We start from the raw sequence: 15,574 nt of genomic DNA, 5'->3' as shown, positions 1-15,574 counted from the left end.
AACCCGGTATTGAACGAAAACGACATCGACAATCAGTTGGCACGCCGAACCGACAGCTTTTATACTGTCGGGAATGACGTCAATCTTTCGACCCGTCGCGGCGCTGCTGGCAGCCATCGTGTGCATCCCCCCGGTCCACGCGGCGCCCGTGGACAAGGCCCCCGTGCTCGGCCTGCCGCACGCCAGCTGGACGGCCCGCGAAGGCGCGCCCGCCAACATCACCGGCATCGCGCAGACCCCGGACGGCTGGATCTGGATCGGCAGCACGTCCGGCCTGTACAAATTCGATGGCGTGCGCTTCCTGCGCGCGGCCGCTAGCGAGGCGCCGCTGTCGTCGAACGTGGCCGGCATCGGCGTGCTGCCCGATGGCCGGATGTGGGTCGGCTACAAGTACGGCGGCGTGAGCCTGATGGTGGACGGCCGCATGCGCCACTACCCCGGCGGCAAGGAGGGCGGACCGGCCGGCTCGGTCTTTGCCGCCGCGCGCGACGCTGCCGGCCGCCTGTGGCTCGCCACCGGCCGCGGCCTGCTCGTCCTCGGCGCCGATGGCCGCTGGCAGCCATGCGACCCCGCGCTCGGGGTGCCCGACAGCGGGTTCGCCTCCCTGCTGGCGGACCGCGACGGCACGCTGTGGGCCGGCGGCACCGCCGGCGTGTTCGTGCTGCCGAAGGGAGCCACCCGCTTCGAATTGCTCACACCCCTGTCGACCTTGCTGCCGCTGGTCGCCCACCCGGACGGCAGCATCTGGGCGACGGACGAGGCGCACGCCACCCTGCGCATGCTGGCCGGCCCGGCGCGCGGAACGCCGTCCGCGTGGGATGTGCCGAACGGCGCGACCCTGTTCGCCTTCGACCGCGACGGCCATGCCTGGGTGGCCGACGGCTCGGGCATCGTGCGCGGCGCAGCGGACGGCCGGCTCGGGCGCATGTGGGCCGAGCACGGGCTCTCCGGACGCAAGGTGCAGGCCGTGTTCGAGGACCGCGAACGCAACGTCTGGGTCGGGACCGAAAGTGGCCTCGACCGCTTCCGCGCGCCGCGCGTGCGGGCCGAGGCGCTGTCGGGCGATGCCGCGTCGGACGCGCTGCCGCTCGCGGGCGGCGCGGGCGCCGGCGTGTGGGCCGGCCATGCGTGGCTGGCCGCCCCCGGCGCGCCCGCACGCGACTACGGCCACGCGCCGCCCGGCGTGAACGACACGATCACCGCGTTGTACCGGGGCCCGGCAGGCGACGTCTGGGCCGCCGGCTTCGGCGGGCTGTGGACCGTGCGGCCGGACGGCTCGGGATGGCGCCGCCTGCATCCCGGCATCGATGGCCCGGCCACCACCTACGCGATGGCGCAGGACAGCGCCGGCACGTTGTGGATGGCGCTGGGCCGGCGCGGCGTCGCGGCCTGGCGCGAGGGACGGTGGATCGCCGGGGGCGGCATCGCGGCACTCGAGACCTACGCGGCGGCGACCGTCGCGGCGGACCGGCGCGGGCGGGTCTGGTTCGGCTCCGTCGGCGACGACCTCGTCCTCCTCGACGGCGGCCGGATACGGCATTACGGCCGCGCGGACGGCCTCACGGTCGGCACCGTCGTCCAGATCCTGCCGGCCGGCGCCGGCGCCTGGATCGGCGGCGGGAATGGGCTCATGCATTTCGACGGCACCCGCTTCACGCCCGTCGCGGGCCGCAACGGCGAGCCGTTCGCCGGCATCACGGGCATGGTGTTCGCGCGCGACGGCACCCTGTGGCTCAACGGCGCCGGCGGCATTTCCAGCATCGCGCCGGCGGAACAGCAGCGGGCGCTGCGCGACCCCGGGTATGCCGTCGCCTACGGCCGGCTCGATTACCGCGACGGCCTGCGCGGTACGGCCGGGGCGATCATCCCGGTGCCGTCCGCGGTGCGCAGCGACGACGGCACGCTGTGGTTCACGACGATCGGCGGCGTGTACGGCTTCGACCCGGCCGCGCTGCCGCGCAATACCCTGGTGCCGCCCGTCGTCATCACGGGACTGAAGTCCGGCGCGACCGCGTTCACGGCCAGCGACGGCACGCGCCTGCCGGCGGGGACGGACACGCTGGACGTGGACTTCACCGCGCTCTCCTACCGCGAACCCGGGCGCGTGGCCTTCCGCTACCGGCTCGACGGCGTCGACCACGACTGGCGCGACGGCGGCGAGCGGTCCGCCCACTACACCAATCTGGGGCCGGGCCACTACCGGTTCCGCGTGCTCGCGTCGAACGACGACGGCGTGTGGAACACGGAGGGCGCCGCGCTCGCGTTCGACATCGCCCCGAGCCTGACGCAGACCACCTGGTTCCGCGTCCTGTGCGTCGTGGCGGCGGTGGTCGTCGCATGGCGCCTGCAGTTGTTCTGGATGCGCCGGACCGCACGCCGGCTCGCCGTCCGCATGGGCGAGCGGACCGCCGAGCGCGAACGCATCGCGCGCGAACTGCACGACACGCTGCTGCAATCGATCCAGGGCCTGATGCTGCTGTTCTGGAGCACGGCCAGCCGGCTGACGGCGGACGCCCGCGCGCCGCTGGAAGCCGCCCTGGCGCGCGCCAACGGCGTCGTGGCCGAGGGCCGCGACCGCGTGGCCGGCTTGCGCACGTCCGCCGTGCCCGACGCCGACCTGGCGGGCGCGCTGCGCCGCTTCGCCGAACCGCTGGCCCGCGACGCCGGTATCGCCTTCCACCTGTATGCGGACGGCCGCGCGCGCAGGCTGCGCGAACCCGCCGCCGACGAAGCTTTCGCCATCGCCCGCGAAGCGCTGTGGAATGCGTTCACGCACGCGCGCGCACGTGCGGTCGACGTCACGCTGCAGTATGCTCCGTCGGCGCTGGTCGTCACGATCGCCGACAACGGCGTCGGCCTGCCGGACGACATCGACCTGGAACGCGGGCGCGACGGCCATTGGGGCATCCTCGGCCTGCGCGAGCGCGCCCGCACGCTCGGCGCGGCGCTGACGGTCCGGACGGCGCCCGGCGACGGCACGGCGTGGACGCTGCGCGTGCCGGCGCCGATCGCGTACGCCTGAACACCAGATCAAAGGAGAAGCCACATGGATACCGCACCATTCGCCCACTGCGTCTGGCACAACGAACCGCCGGTGCACCGGATCGAAGACGGCACGCTGCATGTCGTCACCGGCGACCGCACGGATTTCTGGCGCATCACGAGCTATGGCTTCATCCGCGACAACGGCCACTTCTTCGGCGCGCCCGCCGCCGACGGATTCACGGCGCAGGTGCACGTACGCGCGGCGTTCGCCGAACTGTACGACCAGGCCGGCCTGATGGTCCGCATCGACGGACAACGCTGGATCAAGGTGGGCGTCGAGTTCTCGGACGGCCAGGCACTGCTCAGCACCGTGCTGACGAACGGGACGTCCGACTGGGCCGTGGCGCCGGCTCCGGCGCTGCCCGACGGCTTCTGGCTGCGGGTGACCGTCGGCGCCGGCGTCATCCGCGTGCAGTACTCGGCGGACGGCGCGACGTGGCCCATGCTGCGCCTGGCGCCGTTCCCGGCCGCGCCGCGCTATCTGGTGGGACCGATGTGCTGCACGCCGCAGCGCGCGGGGCTCGACGTCGCGTTCAGCGCATTCACGCTGGGTCCCGCACTCGGCAAGGACCTGCACGACCTGAGCTGACTAGTCCGGAAACATCAACCGCAGCAGATCGTCCGCCACGGCTTCGAGCTGGGCGACGTCGCGGTACACGCGCTCCAGCACGACCATGCCGCGCGTCGTCGTCGTGACGAGGCGCGCGGCCGCGGCGGGTGGCAAGGCGAGCCGGCCGGCGGCATCGGGCTGCCCAAGGCGCTCCGCCAATGCCTGCTGCACGTCGTCCAGCAGGCCGCGCAGCGCAGCGCGGATCGCATCGTCCATCGCCGTCTCATCCGTCGCGGTCTTCGTCGTCAGGCAGCCGCGCGTCACCTCGTCGTCGTCGACGGCCGTCACCATATCGATGGCCAGGCGCAGATAGCGCCGCAGCGCTTCCTCGGCCGTGGGCGCGGCCAGCGCTTCGCGCAGGCTGTCCAGGTAGCGCATGCGGTAACGCCCAAAGACGCGCAGGAACAGCGCCTGCTTGTCGCCGTACGCGTGGTACAGCGAACCGCGCAGGACACCGGTCGCCTGCGCGACGTCCTGCATGGACGTGGCGCCGAAACCGCGCCGCCAGAACAGCAGCAGCGCGCGGTCGAGCACCTCGTCTTCATCGAATTGTTTTGTGCCTGCCATGACCCGATTATCGGCATCCTTGACAGCCCTGTCAAGTTTGACTAACCTGTCAAACATGAGCCACCCACAAGGATCCAGCATGGACACCACCCTCGACCGCGCCGCGGCCACACGCGCCATCCTCGCCGGCCTGTGCGCCAGCCTGGTCGGCATCGGCCTCGCACGCTTCGCCTACACGCCCCTGATTCCGCCGCTGATCGAGGCGCACTGGTTCGCCGCGCAGGACGTCGTGTTCCTCGGCGCGGCCAACCTCGTCGGCTACCTGGCGGGCGCGCTGGCGGGCCGGCCCCTGGCCGCGCGCCTGGGCAGCCGGCGCACGCTGCAGCTGATGATGGCGCTCGCCTCGCTCGCATTCTTCGCCTGCGCCCTGCCCCTGTCCGTCGCCTGGTTCTTCGGCTGGCGCTTCCTGTCGGGTCTTTCGGGCGGCAGCATCATGGTGCTGGCCGCGCTGAGCATCCTGCCGCAGGTGCCGCCGGAGCGGCGCGGCGTGGCCAGCGGCGCGATCTTCCTCGGGCTCGGTCTCGGTATCGCGGCCTCGGGCACCGTCGTGCCGCTGCTGCTGAACGAAGGCCTCGCCGCCACCTGGGTCGGGCTGGGCGCGCTGTCGCTGCTGCTGACCGCCGTCAGCTGGCGCTGGTGGCCGCGGGCGGCGGCCGCCGCACCCGCGGCCAGCGCCGGCCGCGCCCCCGCGCACGCCGGCTTCGCGCTGAGACTGATCTATGCGCAGTACGCGCTGAAGGCCGTCGGCCTCGTGCCCATGATGGTGTTCCTCGTCGATTACGTGGCCCGCGGCCTGCACCTGGGCAGCCATACGGCGGCGCTGTTCTGGGTCGTCTACGGCCTCGGCGCGACGGGCGGTCCGATGCTGTACGGCGCGCTGGGCGACCGCTTCGGCATCGGCACCGCGACGCGCATCGCGCTGGTCCTGCAGATCCTCGCCGCGGCCGTGCTGGTCCTCGCGCACGGCCTCGCCGGCCTGCTGGCGGCCACGTTCGTCATCGGCACCTACCCGCCGGGCATCGTGCCGCTGACCCTCGGCCGCATCCGCCACACCCTGCCGCAGGACGTGCCCGCGCAGGGCGCCGCGTGGAGCCGCGCGACGACGATCTTCGCGTTGTTCCAGGCGCTCGCGGGCTACGCGTATTCCTGGATCTTCGCCGCGACCGGGGGCGACCATCGCGTGCTCATGGAGATCGGTGCCGCCGCCCTCGCCGTCGCGCTGGTGTCGGACCTGCTGCTGGCGCGCGCGGCGTGGGCGGCGCTCGCCGCCGGTGCGTCGAACCGCGTTCCGCAAGAGGCCTAGGACGGCGCCCCCGTGCAAGCGGATGCCACCGTGAACAAAATGGCATCACGTCTTGTTATACTCGCCGATCATGATCCCGACACAACACCTGCCCTACCCCGATCCGCTGACGCGCGCGCCGCGGGCCGCGCCCGACGGCCCGCCGACCGACTGGCTCCGTTTGCCGCCGGCGTCGCTGCAGGGCGCGCTCGTCGCCGTCGTCGGGCGCGACGTCCGCAACGTGACCTTGAACGACGCCCAGCGCCTGTCGCACTTCCCGTCGTCGCAGCTCGTGTCGCTGTCATGGTACCGCGACATCGACGCGGGCCAGGTCTGCATGGAGGGCGGCGTGCCGGTGTGGCGGCCGTTCGGCACGGCGTGCGTGGTCGCCGGCACCCAGGCGCATCCCACCACGTCGTGGGCACCGACGACGGGCCGCGGCTGCATGGCCCTGTTCCAGGCGGATGCCGCGCGGGCGCTGTTCGGCCTGGACCTTGCGCGCGTGCAGGACCGCTTCGTGCCCGCCGCCGACGTCATGGGCCGCGAGTGGACGCCGCTGTGGGATGCACTGCTGACGAGCCGCGACGAGGACATGGTCGGCGTGTTCGAACACCATCTCGCGCGGCGCTGGCAGGCGCTGTCCGGCCGCGCCACGGACCAGCCGTCGCTGCGCCAGCTCGGCCGCAACTGGGTCGAGCGCCTCGCGTGGCAGGCGCACGAATGGCGGCGCGAGCACAGTCCGCGCCACGTGGAGCGCCGCATCAAATCGTTCAGCGGCCGCTCGCTGCGCGAATGGCAGTCGATCGTGCGCACGGAAGGCCTGTTCTTCGCGGCGCGCGACCGTCACGACGCCGGCCAGCCGTTCGACTGGGCCACGATGGCGCTGGACGCAGGTTTTGCCGACCAGGCCCACATGACGCGCGCCGTCCGGCGCATCACCGGCTTCACCCCGGCGGAGTTCGCGCGCCGCTTCGCCGAGGACGAATCGTTCTGGATGTACCGGCTGTGGGTGTGAGCCGTCGGTCGAAGCTCAGTTGAACGTGTAGCGCACCCCCACTCGAACCGTGCGCGGCGCGCCGGGCGCGTAGAACGTCGAGTGCACGCGGTCATCCTTGACGAAGCTGCCGTCCGCATCGAACCCGGTCGTGCCGAGCTGCGCCGCCGTCGCATAGCGCCGGTCGAGCAGGTTGTCGACCTGGGCGAACACGCGCAGGCGTGGCGTCGCCTGGAACGCCGTGCCGAAGTCGAACACGGCATGGCCAGTCGTCGCGCCGCGGCCCAGGTACGCCGCGCCGTCCGGGCGGTGCAGGCCGTTCTCGTTGCCGCGCGCCGTCGAGCCGGAAACCGCCAGCACGCCCAGTTCCGCCGACCACGCAGGCAGGATCTGCCATGCCGCGCGCGCCTTGAACACGTGGCGCGGAATCAGGGGGATGCGGTCGCCGGGATGGATCGCGATATTGCCGTCGGCATCCGCGCTGCTGTTGCCCTCGCCGCCCACCGTCTCGCCGCTTGCGAACGTCGCGTGCAGGTACGTGTAGTAGGCGGAGACGGTCACCGGCCCGGCGCGGCCGTCGACGCCCAGCTCGACGCCCTGGCGCCGCGTGCGGCCGAAATTGCGGAAGTAGCCGAAGCCCGCCGCATCGTCCGCGACGAACAGGATGTCGTCGTCGTTCGTCGCGCGGAACACGCTGGCGTTCCAGTGCATCCGGCCGATGGTACCGCGCACACCCGCTTCCCACGTGCGCGTGACGACCTGCTTCAGCGGCGGATCGCCCGCCATCGCGTTCGGCAGCTTGCAGGGATTTTCCGGATCCGCGCAGCCCAGTTCCACGGCCGTCGGCGTGCGGCTGCCTTCGTCGTAGCCGGCATGGACGTTGAACTTGCGCGACGGTGCCCAGGTGATGCCGAGCGCCGGATTGAAGCGGCCAAAATGGTGGTCGCCGTCGAGCGAGCCGCTGCCGCCGCCCGGATTGATCCGGTCGCGGTTGTGCACCGCCGTCCGGTTGTAGCGCCCGGACAGCGTGACGTGCAGGTCGTCGCGCAGGTCGATGGTATCCGTCGCGAAGACGCTCCACGTGCGCGTGCGGCCGACGAGGTCGATGGCCATGTCGTCGTCGAACACGCGCACCGGCGTGACGCTGCGGTCCGCATGCAAGTCGCCATATTGCGCATCCTGGCGGAAGTCCGCGCGGCTCGCGTCGTACGCCGCGCCCACTGTCAGGCGGCCGGAAAACTCGGCCTGTCCGCTCAGCCCATGGTTCGTCTGCGTGCTCGCGGTGCGGTTGACGATGGCGTCGAATAATCCGTCGTCGTCATCGTTCAAGTCGCCATTGAACGTCGTCGTGCGGATGTGGCGGTAATACGCGTTCCCGGACAACAGCACGTCGTCCGCCACCTTGCGGCTGCCGGTCAGGTTGAGCAGCACGGCGCGGTTGCGCGTCACGTCCGGCTTCGTGTAGACGCTCGCGTAGTCCCGGTCGAGCATCCGCTGCTCCTGCAGCCCGTTGCCGGCCAGGCGGCTGCCGGACAGTGCGACGCTCGCCGCCACGTCCGTGACGCCGTCGTGCCAGCCCGCCTTGCCGAACATCTGGCCGAGGCGCGTGGGCGAGTCGTCGCGCCAGCCGCCGTCGCGGAACGCCATGCCCGTGACGTACCAGTGCAGGCCGCGGTCGTCGTGCCCACCGTGCTCGAACACGACCTCGCCGTGGCCGTAACCGCCCGCCTGCGCCTGCACGGCGCTGCCCGCATCGTGCAGGCCATCCTTCGTGCGGACCGCGAGCGCGCCGCCCAGCGTGTTCAGGCCGAACAGCGGATTCGAGCCCGGCATGAGACTCAGCGTGGAAATGGCCGCGCGCGGGATCAGGTCCCAGCTGACGACGTCGCCGAACGGCTGGTTCATGCGCACTCCGTCCACGTAGACGGACAATCCCTGCGGCGTGCCGAGCAGCGGCGACGCGGTGAAGCCGCGGTAGCTGACGTCCGGCTGGAATGGATTGCCCTGGATCTCGTTGACGAACACGCTGCCCAGGCGCCGGTTCAACGCGGCCGGCAAGGTCGCGGCGGACGGGTCGTTCATGTCGTCGCCGTCCAGCGCCTGGACGTTCGCGGGGATCCGTTCGCGCGCGACGCCGAGGCCCTGCAGCGGCGTCGTGCCGACGATTTCCACGATGGCGGGCGCCGGTTCGGCCGCGGCGATGCCGTGACAGAGTGCCGCGACGGCGACGGCGAGTGCGGTGCGGGTCATATCGATGTCTCCTTGTGCTTTCTTTTGCACGAACTATTCCAGCGCCGCGGTGGCGGCGACAGGGAAAAATTCCCGACTGGTATGGAAGTTGCGTACACAAGGGCAAACAACACATGACGAGGGGAACATGGACCTGCGCCGCCGCCTTCTCGGCTCGCTCTGCCTTCTGTTGGGCAGCCTGCTGGCCATGACCACGCTGATACAACTGTATTCACTCCGGAGCGACATCCGTGCCGAGGTGGACGCGTCCACGCGTCTCGTGAACGTGCTCGTGGCGGCCGGCAGTGCCCCCGCCGCCGACGCGGGCGCCGTACGCGCGCTGCTCGCCGGCGCCGGCCTGCGCCACCTGAGCATCCGCACGGCGGACGAACCGCCGCCGCAGCGCGCCGCGCACCCGCTGCCCGCCTGGCTGGGGTTCGCCCCGCCGGACCGCAGCGAGCGGGCGATCCGCATCGGCGGGCAACTGCTCTACATCGCGCCGAATCCCGAGTCTGAAATCGGCGAGCGCCTGCACGACACTGTGCAAATCTGGATCACCCTGTTGTTCTTTTCCGGTACAACCCTGGCCGTCACGTGGTGGTGCGCCGACCGCGCGCTGTCGCCCGTGCGCGCGCTGGAGGCGGGCCTGCACCGCCTGGCGCGGGGCGAACCCGATCCCGCCCTGCCCGCGTTCGCGCTGCGCGAATTCCGCCGCGTGGCCGACGCCATCACCCACCTCGCGCGCACGCTGGCCGACGCGCGCGGCGCGCAGCACGCGCTGGCGCGCCAGCTGATCACGGTGCAGGAAGACGAACGGCGCGTGCTGGCGCGCGAGCTGCACGACGAGATGGGCCAGACGCTGACGGCGCTGAACGTCACCGCGACCCACCTCGCGCGCCATGCGAACATGCTGACGCGCGACGCGGTGGCCGAATGCGCGACGGACCTGCGGCGCGAGATCCGCACGTGCGGCGAGCAGTTGCGCGCGATGCTGAAGACGTTGCGCCCGCACGGCCTGCACGCGGCCGGCCTGGCGCAGACCCTGCGCGAACTGGTGCTGGGCTGGCGCGCGCGCCACACGGACATCGATTTCGAGCTCGACCTGCCCATGCAGCTGCCGGACGTGGGCGAGCTGCTGTCGCTGACGGTCTACCGCGTCGTGCAGGAAGCCGTGACGAACGTGGTCCGCCACAGCGGCGCGTCGCTGTGCGTCGTGCGGCTCGCGGTGCGCACCGGCGGCCTCGTGCTGGAAGTGCGCGACGACGGCCGCGGCCTGCCCGAGGAAGGCGCGACATGGCATGGCGGCCTGCTCGGGATCACGGAACGCATCGCCATGGCGGGCGGCCAGCTGCGGCTCGTGGCCGCCCCGGCGGGCGGCCTGCGCCTGCTGGCGACGCTGCCACTGCCGGTGCCCGAGGCCACGGAGGTGCCGGCATGATCCGCATCGTCCTCGTCGACGACCACGCCGTCGTCCGCAGCGGCTACCGCCGCCTCCTGTGCGCCGAACCCGATTTCGATGTCGTCGGCGAGGCAGCGAGCGCGCCGGAGGCGAACGCGCTCGTCCAGCAGGTCCGGCCGGACGTCGCCATCGTCGACCTGAGCCTGAAAGGGAGCAGCGGCCTGGAAGCCATCGCCGGCATGCGTGCCCGCCAGCCCGGCCTGCGGGTGCTGGTGCTGTCGATGCACGACAGCGCCGGCCACGTCGCCCAGGCGTTGAAGGCGGGCGCGCACGGCTACCTCACCAAGCGCAGCGAGCCGGAAGAACTCATCACGGGCATCCGCGCCGTGATGAACGGGACGCGCGCGCTCTCGTCCGAAGTGGCGGCCGCGGTGGCGCCGGCCCCGCTGGACGGTCTGACGCCGCGCGAATTCGACATGCTGCGCCTGCTCGTGCACGGCGAATCCGTGCAGGCCATCGCGGCCCAGCTCACGGTCAGCCCGAAGACGGTGCTGAACACCCTCACGTCCGTGCGCCAGAAGCTGGGGGCGGACAACGATTTCCGTTTGATGCACCTGGCGGCGCGGCTGGGGATCGTGGAGTTCGGGGGTGCGGTGCCGGCGTGATGGTTCCGACGTCATTCCCGCGCAGGCGGGAATCCATGCTGAGCCACCGGTGTCGCCCTGGCGAAACGCACCGCGCTGGTCCCGGCGTACCGAATTCTGTATTTCGGCATGGGTTCCCGCTTCCGCGGGAACGACGGATCACGGCGCCGTAAACACGCGGTTCAGCTCAGCCGCCGGCAGCGCATCGTCCGCATACCCGAACGTGCCCTTCTCCCTCACCTCGCGCGCGTCGCGCACGAGCGCGCCGTACGCGGCCCGCGCAAGCGACGCGCCCAGGCTCACGCGTGCGACGCCCAGCGCCGCCAGCTCCGCCACGGTCAGGCCCAGGCCCGGCGCGCCGGCCATGAAGTTCACGGGCCGGTCGACGGCGCGAACGACGGCCGCGATGTCTTCCGGCTTCGCGATGCCCGGCGCGAACAGCACGTCGGCACCCGCTTCCTGGTAAGCCTGCAGGCGGCGGATGGTGTCGGCCAGGTCCGGGCGGCCGACGCGGAAGTTTTCCGCGCGCGCCGTCAGCATGAATTTGAAGGGGAGTCCACGGGCCGCCTCCACGGCCGCGCGGATGCGGTCGGTGGCGAGGCCGATGTCGTACAGCGGTTGTGCCGGATCGTCGGTCGCGTCCTCGATGGAACCGCCGACGATGCCCGTCGCCGCCGCTTCGACGATCGTACGGGCCGCGTCTTCCGGCGCGTCGCCGAAGCCGGACTGCAGGTCGGCGGACAGCGGCAGGTCGGTCGCCGCGGCCAGTTCGGCCAGGTGCGGGAGCATCTCCGCGATGGTGATCGTCGGATCCGTCTTCGCCTTCGAGAACGCGAAGCCGGCGCTGGTGCCCGCCAGCGCCTGGTAGCCCAGGTGCTGCAGCAGCTTCGCCGATCCCGCATCCCACGGGTTCGGGATGACGAAGCAGTTGCCGCGGCGGTGCAGGTCGACGAACGCCTGCGCTTTTTCCAGCTGGGTCTTCATGCGCTTCTCCTGTCGGTGGTGGAAGCGCTACGTTACCAGAGCCACCATGGCGGAAGATGCGCACATAGTCACACGGTCGGTTCCTCGCCCACGCGCACGACGTGCAGCAGGTTCGTGCGGCCCGGCCGCCCGGACGGGAAGCCCGCCACCACGACGACGTCGTCGCCCGCGTCGGCCAGGCCGTGGAAGCGCGCGGCCGCGACGCCGTCCGCCACCATGCGGTCGAAGCCTTCCGCTTCCTCGAACGGCACCGGATGCACGCCCCACACGAGCGCGAGGCGGCGCGCGATGGCCATCTTCGGCGTGAGCGCGAGGATCGGCGCGGTGGGACGCTCGCGGCTCGCGCGCAGGCACGTCGCGCCGCTCGCGGTGTAGGTGACGGTGGCGGCGGGCGCCAGCAAATTCGTCACGCGGCGCAGCGCGCAGCAGATGGCGTCCGCGGTCGTCTTGTCGGCCGGCTTGTGGCTCGCGTCCAGGCCTTCGCGCCAGCGCGGGTCCTGCTCCACTTCGCGGATCACGTTGTCCATCACGGCCACCGATTGCACCGGGTACTGGCCGGACGCCGATTCGGCCGACAGCATCACGGCATCCGCACCTTCGTAGATGGCGGTGGCGACGTCCGACACCTCGGCGCGCGTCGGCACCGGCGCCGTCGTCATCGATTCCAGCATCTGCGTGGCGACGACGACGGGGCGGCCGGCCGCGCGCGCCGCATGCACGATCCGGCGCTGCAGCACGGGCACCTGTTGCGGCGGGAGCTCCACGCCCAGGTCGCCGCGCGCCACCATGATGCCGTCGGAAAGCAGCACGATGCCGTCCAGCGCGTCGATGGCGGCCGGCTTTTCCAGTTTGGCCATGATCCAGGCGCGCTCGCCGATCAGGGCGCGCGCCTCGACGATGTCCTCCGGGCGCTGCACGAACGACAGCGCGACCCAGTCCACGCCGAGATCCAGGCCGAACGCGAGGTCGGCGCGGTCCTTCGTCGTCAGCGGGGAGATCGGCAGCACGACGCCGGGCACGTTGACGCCCTTGCGGTCGGACAGCGCGCCGCCCGCCATCACGGTCGTCTCGGCGAAGTCGGCACCGCAGGCGTCCACGCGCAGGCGCAGCTTGCCGTCGTCCAGCAACAGGTCGGTGCCGGGGCGCAGCGCGGCGAAGATTTCCGGATGCGGCATGCCGGCACGGGTCGCGTCGCCCTCCGTCGCGTCGAGATCGAGGCGGAAGCGGCTGCCCGTTTCGAGCATCGCCTTGCCGCCGGCCATGCGGCCGACGCGCAGCTTCGGTCCCTGCAAGTCCATCAGCACGCCGATGGGACGGCCGATGTCGCGTTCGACGCTGCGGATGATGTTGTAGCGCGCGGCGTGGTCGTCGTGGCTGCCGTGGCTGAAGTTCAAGCGGAAGACGTCGGCGCCGGCAAGCGCCAGCGCGTAGATCTGGTCGGGGGTGGAACTGGAGGGGCCGAGGGTGGCAAGAATACGGGCACGGCGTTGGCGTAGCATGGTGAGTCCTTTACTCTCGGGGTCAGAGCCCGGTGTTCACGGGTGGGCTCCGACCCCGACTGACTAGGGGAAAAAAAACGGGTACGCCGCCGCCGCGGCGCACCCGTTAAAGGGAAGACTGTTTCTTTTTTCAGGCGACGTAGATCGCGCGGAAATCGTTCACGTTGGTCAAGGTGGGCCCCGTGATGAGGGAATCGCCCAGCGCACGGAAGAAGGTGTGCGCATCGTTGTTCTCGAGGCTCGCGCGCGGCGGCAGGCCGCGTTCCCAGCCGCGGGCCAGCGTGTCCGGCGTGACGAACGCGCCGGCGATTTCCTCCGCGCCGTCGACGCCGTCCGTGTCCCCGGCCAGCGCGTGGATGTCCGGCGCACCGTCCAGCGCAACGGCGAGCGCCAGCAGGAATTCGACGTTGCGGCCGCCGCGGCCGTTGCCGCGGAGGGTGACCGTCGTCTCGCCACCGGACAGCAGCACGCACGGCCCCGCCACCGGCTGGCCGTGGCGGCGCGCCTGCAGGGCGATGCCGGCCATGACCTTGGCCACGTCGCGCGCCTCGCCCTCGATGCTGTCACCGAGGATCAGCGGCGTCACGCCGGCCTTGCGGGCAACGTCCGCCGCGGCTTCCAGCGCCATCTGCGGCGACGCGACGATGTGCGTTTCGACGTGTTCCAGGCGCCGGTTGCCCGGCTTGATCGTCTCGCCGTCGCCGGATTCGAGCAGGCGGCGCGCGCCCGCAGGCAGGTCGATGCCGTAGCGGCGCACGACTTCCAGCGCATCCGCGCAGGTCGTCGGGTCGGCCACGGTGGGACCGGAGGCGATGTCCATCGGGTTGTCGCCCGGGACGTCGGAAATCAGGAGGTTGACCACGCGCGCCGGGTGGCAGGACGCGGCCAGCCGGCCGCCCTTGATGGCGGACAGGTGGCGGCGCACGCAGTTCATTTCGGTAATGCTGGCGCCGGAAGCGAGCAGCGCGCGGTTGATCGCCTGCTTGTCTTCCAGCGTGACGCCCTCGCCGGGCAGCGGCAGCAGCGCGGAACCGCCGCCGGAGATCAGGCAGATCACGAGGTCGTCTGCCGACAGGCCGCGCACCGTGCGCAGCATGCGCTGGGCGGCTTCGCGGCCGGCGGCGTCGGGGACCGGATGGGCGGCTTCGACGATCTCGATGCGTTCGCACGGCACGGCATAGCCGTAGCGCGTGACGACGAGGCCCGACAGCGGACCGGGCCAGCTGCGCTCCAGCGCCTGCGCCATCGCGGCGGACGCCTTGCCGGCGCCGATCACCACCGTGCGGCCTTTCGGCGGCACCGGCAGGTTGCGCGGAATGCACAGCGCGGGCTGGGCCGCGTCGACGGCGGCGGTGAACATGCTGGCCAGCAGTTCGCGTGGGGTCATCGTGGTCATCAAAGTCTCCTGTCCGGTTCCGGGCGATTACGCTTGCTTCTGGCCGATCTCGAAGTTCGACATGATCTCCAGCGCGCGCACCATCGCGGAGTGGTCCCAGCTGCCGCCCTCGTGCGCGGCGCAGGTGTTGAACAGTTCCTGCGCGGTGGCGGTGTTCGGCAGCGCCACGCCCAGCTGGCGGCCGGTGGTCAACGCCAGGTTCAGGTCCTTGCGGTGCAGGTCGATGCGGAAGCCCGGCGCGAACGTGCGCTTGACCATCCGTTCGCCATGCACTTCGAGGATGCGCGAGTTCGCGAAACCGCCCATCAGCGCCTCGCGGACGCGGGCCGGATCGGCACCGGCCTTGGCGGCCAGCAGCAGCGCCTCGCCGACCGCTTCGATCGTCAGCGCGACGATGATCTGGTTGGCGACCTTGGTGATCTGGCCGTCGCCGTTGCCGCCGACGAGCGTGATGTTCTTGCCCATCTTGTCGAACAGCGGCTTGACCTTCGCGAACGCCGCCTCGCTGCCGCCGACCATGATGGTCAGGCTCGCGGCCTTGGCGCCCACTTCGCCGCCCGACACCGGCGCATCCAGGTATTCGCAGCCCAGCGCGTTGATGCGCCTGGCGAAATCCTTCGTGGCGACCGGGGAGATCGAGCTCATGTCGACGACGATCTTGCCGGCCGACAGAGCCGACGCGACACCGTCCTTGCCGAACAGGACCTCGTCCACCTGCGGGGTGTCCGGGACCATGATGAAGATGATGTCCGCCTGCGCCGCCACTTCGGCGCCGTTCAGGCACACGCGGGCGCCCGCTTCGACGAGCGCCGACGGGGTCGGGCCGACGGTGTTGGTGAACAGCGTGTGGCCGTCGTTGATGAGGTGTCCCGCCATCGGGGCACCCATGATGCCCAGGCCGATGAATCCGATGTTTGCCATGATA

Annotated in this window: 12 protein-coding genes; 6 read left to right on the top strand and 6 right to left on the bottom strand. The window is 71.4% G+C overall.

Annotated elements, in window-relative coordinates; genetic code table 11:
• The first annotated feature begins 73 nt into the window (after window positions 1–73).
• Both ACEN9G_RS26240 and ACEN9G_RS26235 read left to right on the top strand, forming a co-directional pair.
• The gene (locus ACEN9G_RS26240) at window positions 74–3,022 is read left to right on the top strand and encodes a sensor histidine kinase (protein ID WP_483127214.1); all 2,949 of its coding nucleotides are present in this window, start codon (window positions 74–76) and stop codon (window positions 3,020–3,022) included.
• Between the two features lie 24 nt (window positions 3,023–3,046).
• Complete coding sequence (locus tag ACEN9G_RS26235; protein WP_413346536.1) at window positions 3,047–3,634, top strand: DUF1349 domain-containing protein; 588 nt, start codon at window positions 3,047–3,049, stop codon at window positions 3,632–3,634.
• Here the strand turns inward: ACEN9G_RS26235 and ACEN9G_RS26230 are convergent, their stop codons facing one another.
• Window positions 3,635–4,222, bottom strand: coding sequence for a TetR/AcrR family transcriptional regulator (locus ACEN9G_RS26230; protein WP_483127213.1), 588 nt, complete (start codon window positions 4,220–4,222; stop codon window positions 3,635–3,637).
• A gap of 79 nt (window positions 4,223–4,301) precedes the next feature.
• Here ACEN9G_RS26230 and ACEN9G_RS26225 point away from each other — a divergent pair, with 79 nt between their 5' ends.
• Both ACEN9G_RS26225 and ACEN9G_RS26220 read left to right on the top strand, forming a co-directional pair.
• Window positions 4,302–5,525 carry a YbfB/YjiJ family MFS transporter gene (locus ACEN9G_RS26225; RefSeq protein WP_495605476.1) on the top strand — a complete coding sequence of 408 codons (1,224 nt, stop codon included), beginning with the start codon at window positions 4,302–4,304 and terminating at the stop codon, window positions 5,523–5,525.
• A 70-nt stretch (window positions 5,526–5,595) separates the two neighbouring features.
• Window positions 5,596–6,519, top strand: coding sequence for a helix-turn-helix transcriptional regulator (locus tag ACEN9G_RS26220; RefSeq protein ID WP_483127211.1), 924 nt, complete (start codon window positions 5,596–5,598; stop codon window positions 6,517–6,519).
• A 15-nt stretch (window positions 6,520–6,534) separates the two neighbouring features.
• Here ACEN9G_RS26220 and ACEN9G_RS26215 read toward each other — a convergent pair whose 3' ends face one another.
• A complete protein-coding gene (locus ACEN9G_RS26215) occupies window positions 6,535–8,748 on the bottom strand; it encodes a TonB-dependent receptor (protein WP_413345024.1) in 2,214 nt (737 codons plus the stop codon).
• Window positions 8,749–8,875: 127 nt separating this feature from the next.
• On the opposite strand from ACEN9G_RS26215, the gene ACEN9G_RS26210 reads away from it, so the two are divergent.
• Window positions 8,876–10,165, top strand: a complete 1,290-nt coding sequence (locus tag ACEN9G_RS26210) for a sensor histidine kinase (RefSeq protein WP_440962641.1) — start codon at window positions 8,876–8,878, stop codon at window positions 10,163–10,165.
• On the top strand, window positions 10,162–10,791 hold the full coding sequence (locus ACEN9G_RS26205) for a response regulator transcription factor (RefSeq protein WP_483127210.1): 630 nt from the start codon (window positions 10,162–10,164) through the stop codon (window positions 10,789–10,791). Before ACEN9G_RS26210 ends, ACEN9G_RS26205 begins: the two co-directional genes overlap by 4 nt.
• Window positions 10,792–10,929: 138 nt before the next feature.
• Here the strand turns inward: ACEN9G_RS26205 and ACEN9G_RS26200 are convergent, their stop codons facing one another.
• The 4 genes from ACEN9G_RS26200 to ACEN9G_RS26185 all read right to left on the bottom strand — a co-directional run bounded on the left by ACEN9G_RS26200 (window position 10,930) and on the right by ACEN9G_RS26185 (window position 15,570).
• Window positions 10,930–11,754, bottom strand: coding sequence for an isocitrate lyase/PEP mutase family protein (locus ACEN9G_RS26200; RefSeq protein ID WP_483127209.1), 825 nt, complete (start codon window positions 11,752–11,754; stop codon window positions 10,930–10,932).
• 68 nt (window positions 11,755–11,822) lie between these two features.
• Window positions 11,823–13,253: a pyruvate kinase gene (gene pyk / locus ACEN9G_RS26195; RefSeq protein WP_413344719.1), complete on the bottom strand. Its 1,431-nt coding sequence runs from the start codon at window positions 13,251–13,253 to the stop codon at window positions 11,823–11,825.
• Between the two features lie 130 nt (window positions 13,254–13,383).
• Window positions 13,384–14,649 (bottom strand): glycerate kinase type-2 family protein, encoded by a 1,266-nt coding sequence (locus ACEN9G_RS26190; RefSeq protein ID WP_483127208.1) that lies wholly within the window; start codon window positions 14,647–14,649, stop codon window positions 13,384–13,386.
• A gap of 27 nt (window positions 14,650–14,676) precedes the next feature.
• Window positions 14,677–15,570, bottom strand: coding sequence for a 2-hydroxy-3-oxopropionate reductase (locus ACEN9G_RS26185; RefSeq protein WP_413343567.1), 894 nt, complete (start codon window positions 15,568–15,570; stop codon window positions 14,677–14,679).
• Window positions 15,571–15,574 lie beyond the last annotated feature (4 nt).

The sequence above is a fragment of the Massilia sp. Masssp94 genome, assembly GCF_059491305.1.
Note: the sequence above shows the minus strand (reverse complement) of the source record. Positions and strands in the feature narration are given on the sequence as shown.

Coding starts and splice junctions, on each gene's coding strand:
- ACEN9G_RS26230 (WP_483127213.1), bottom strand. CDS start 4,222: ATGGCAGGCACAAAACAATTCGATGAAGACGAGGTGCTCGACCGCGCG.
- ACEN9G_RS26200 (WP_483127209.1), bottom strand. CDS start 11,754: ATGAAGACCCAGCTGGAAAAAGCGCAGGCGTTCGTCGACCTGCACCGC.
- ACEN9G_RS26235 (WP_413346536.1), top strand. CDS start 3,047: ATGGATACCGCACCATTCGCCCACTGCGTCTGGCACAACGAACCGCCG.
- ACEN9G_RS26205 (WP_483127210.1), top strand. CDS start 10,162: ATGATCCGCATCGTCCTCGTCGACGACCACGCCGTCGTCCGCAGCGGC.
- ACEN9G_RS26225 (WP_495605476.1), top strand. CDS start 4,302: ATGGACACCACCCTCGACCGCGCCGCGGCCACACGCGCCATCCTCGCC.
- pyk (WP_413344719.1), bottom strand. CDS start 13,253: ATGCTACGCCAACGCCGTGCCCGTATTCTTGCCACCCTCGGCCCCTCC.
- ACEN9G_RS26220 (WP_483127211.1), top strand. CDS start 5,596: ATGATCCCGACACAACACCTGCCCTACCCCGATCCGCTGACGCGCGCG.
- ACEN9G_RS26190 (WP_483127208.1), bottom strand. CDS start 14,649: ATGACCACGATGACCCCACGCGAACTGCTGGCCAGCATGTTCACCGCC.
- ACEN9G_RS26240 (WP_483127214.1), top strand. CDS start 74: ATGACGTCAATCTTTCGACCCGTCGCGGCGCTGCTGGCAGCCATCGTG.
- ACEN9G_RS26185 (WP_413343567.1), bottom strand. CDS start 15,570: ATGGCAAACATCGGATTCATCGGCCTGGGCATCATGGGTGCCCCGATG.
- ACEN9G_RS26215 (WP_413345024.1), bottom strand. CDS start 8,748: ATGACCCGCACCGCACTCGCCGTCGCCGTCGCGGCACTCTGTCACGGC.
- ACEN9G_RS26210 (WP_440962641.1), top strand. CDS start 8,876: ATGGACCTGCGCCGCCGCCTTCTCGGCTCGCTCTGCCTTCTGTTGGGC.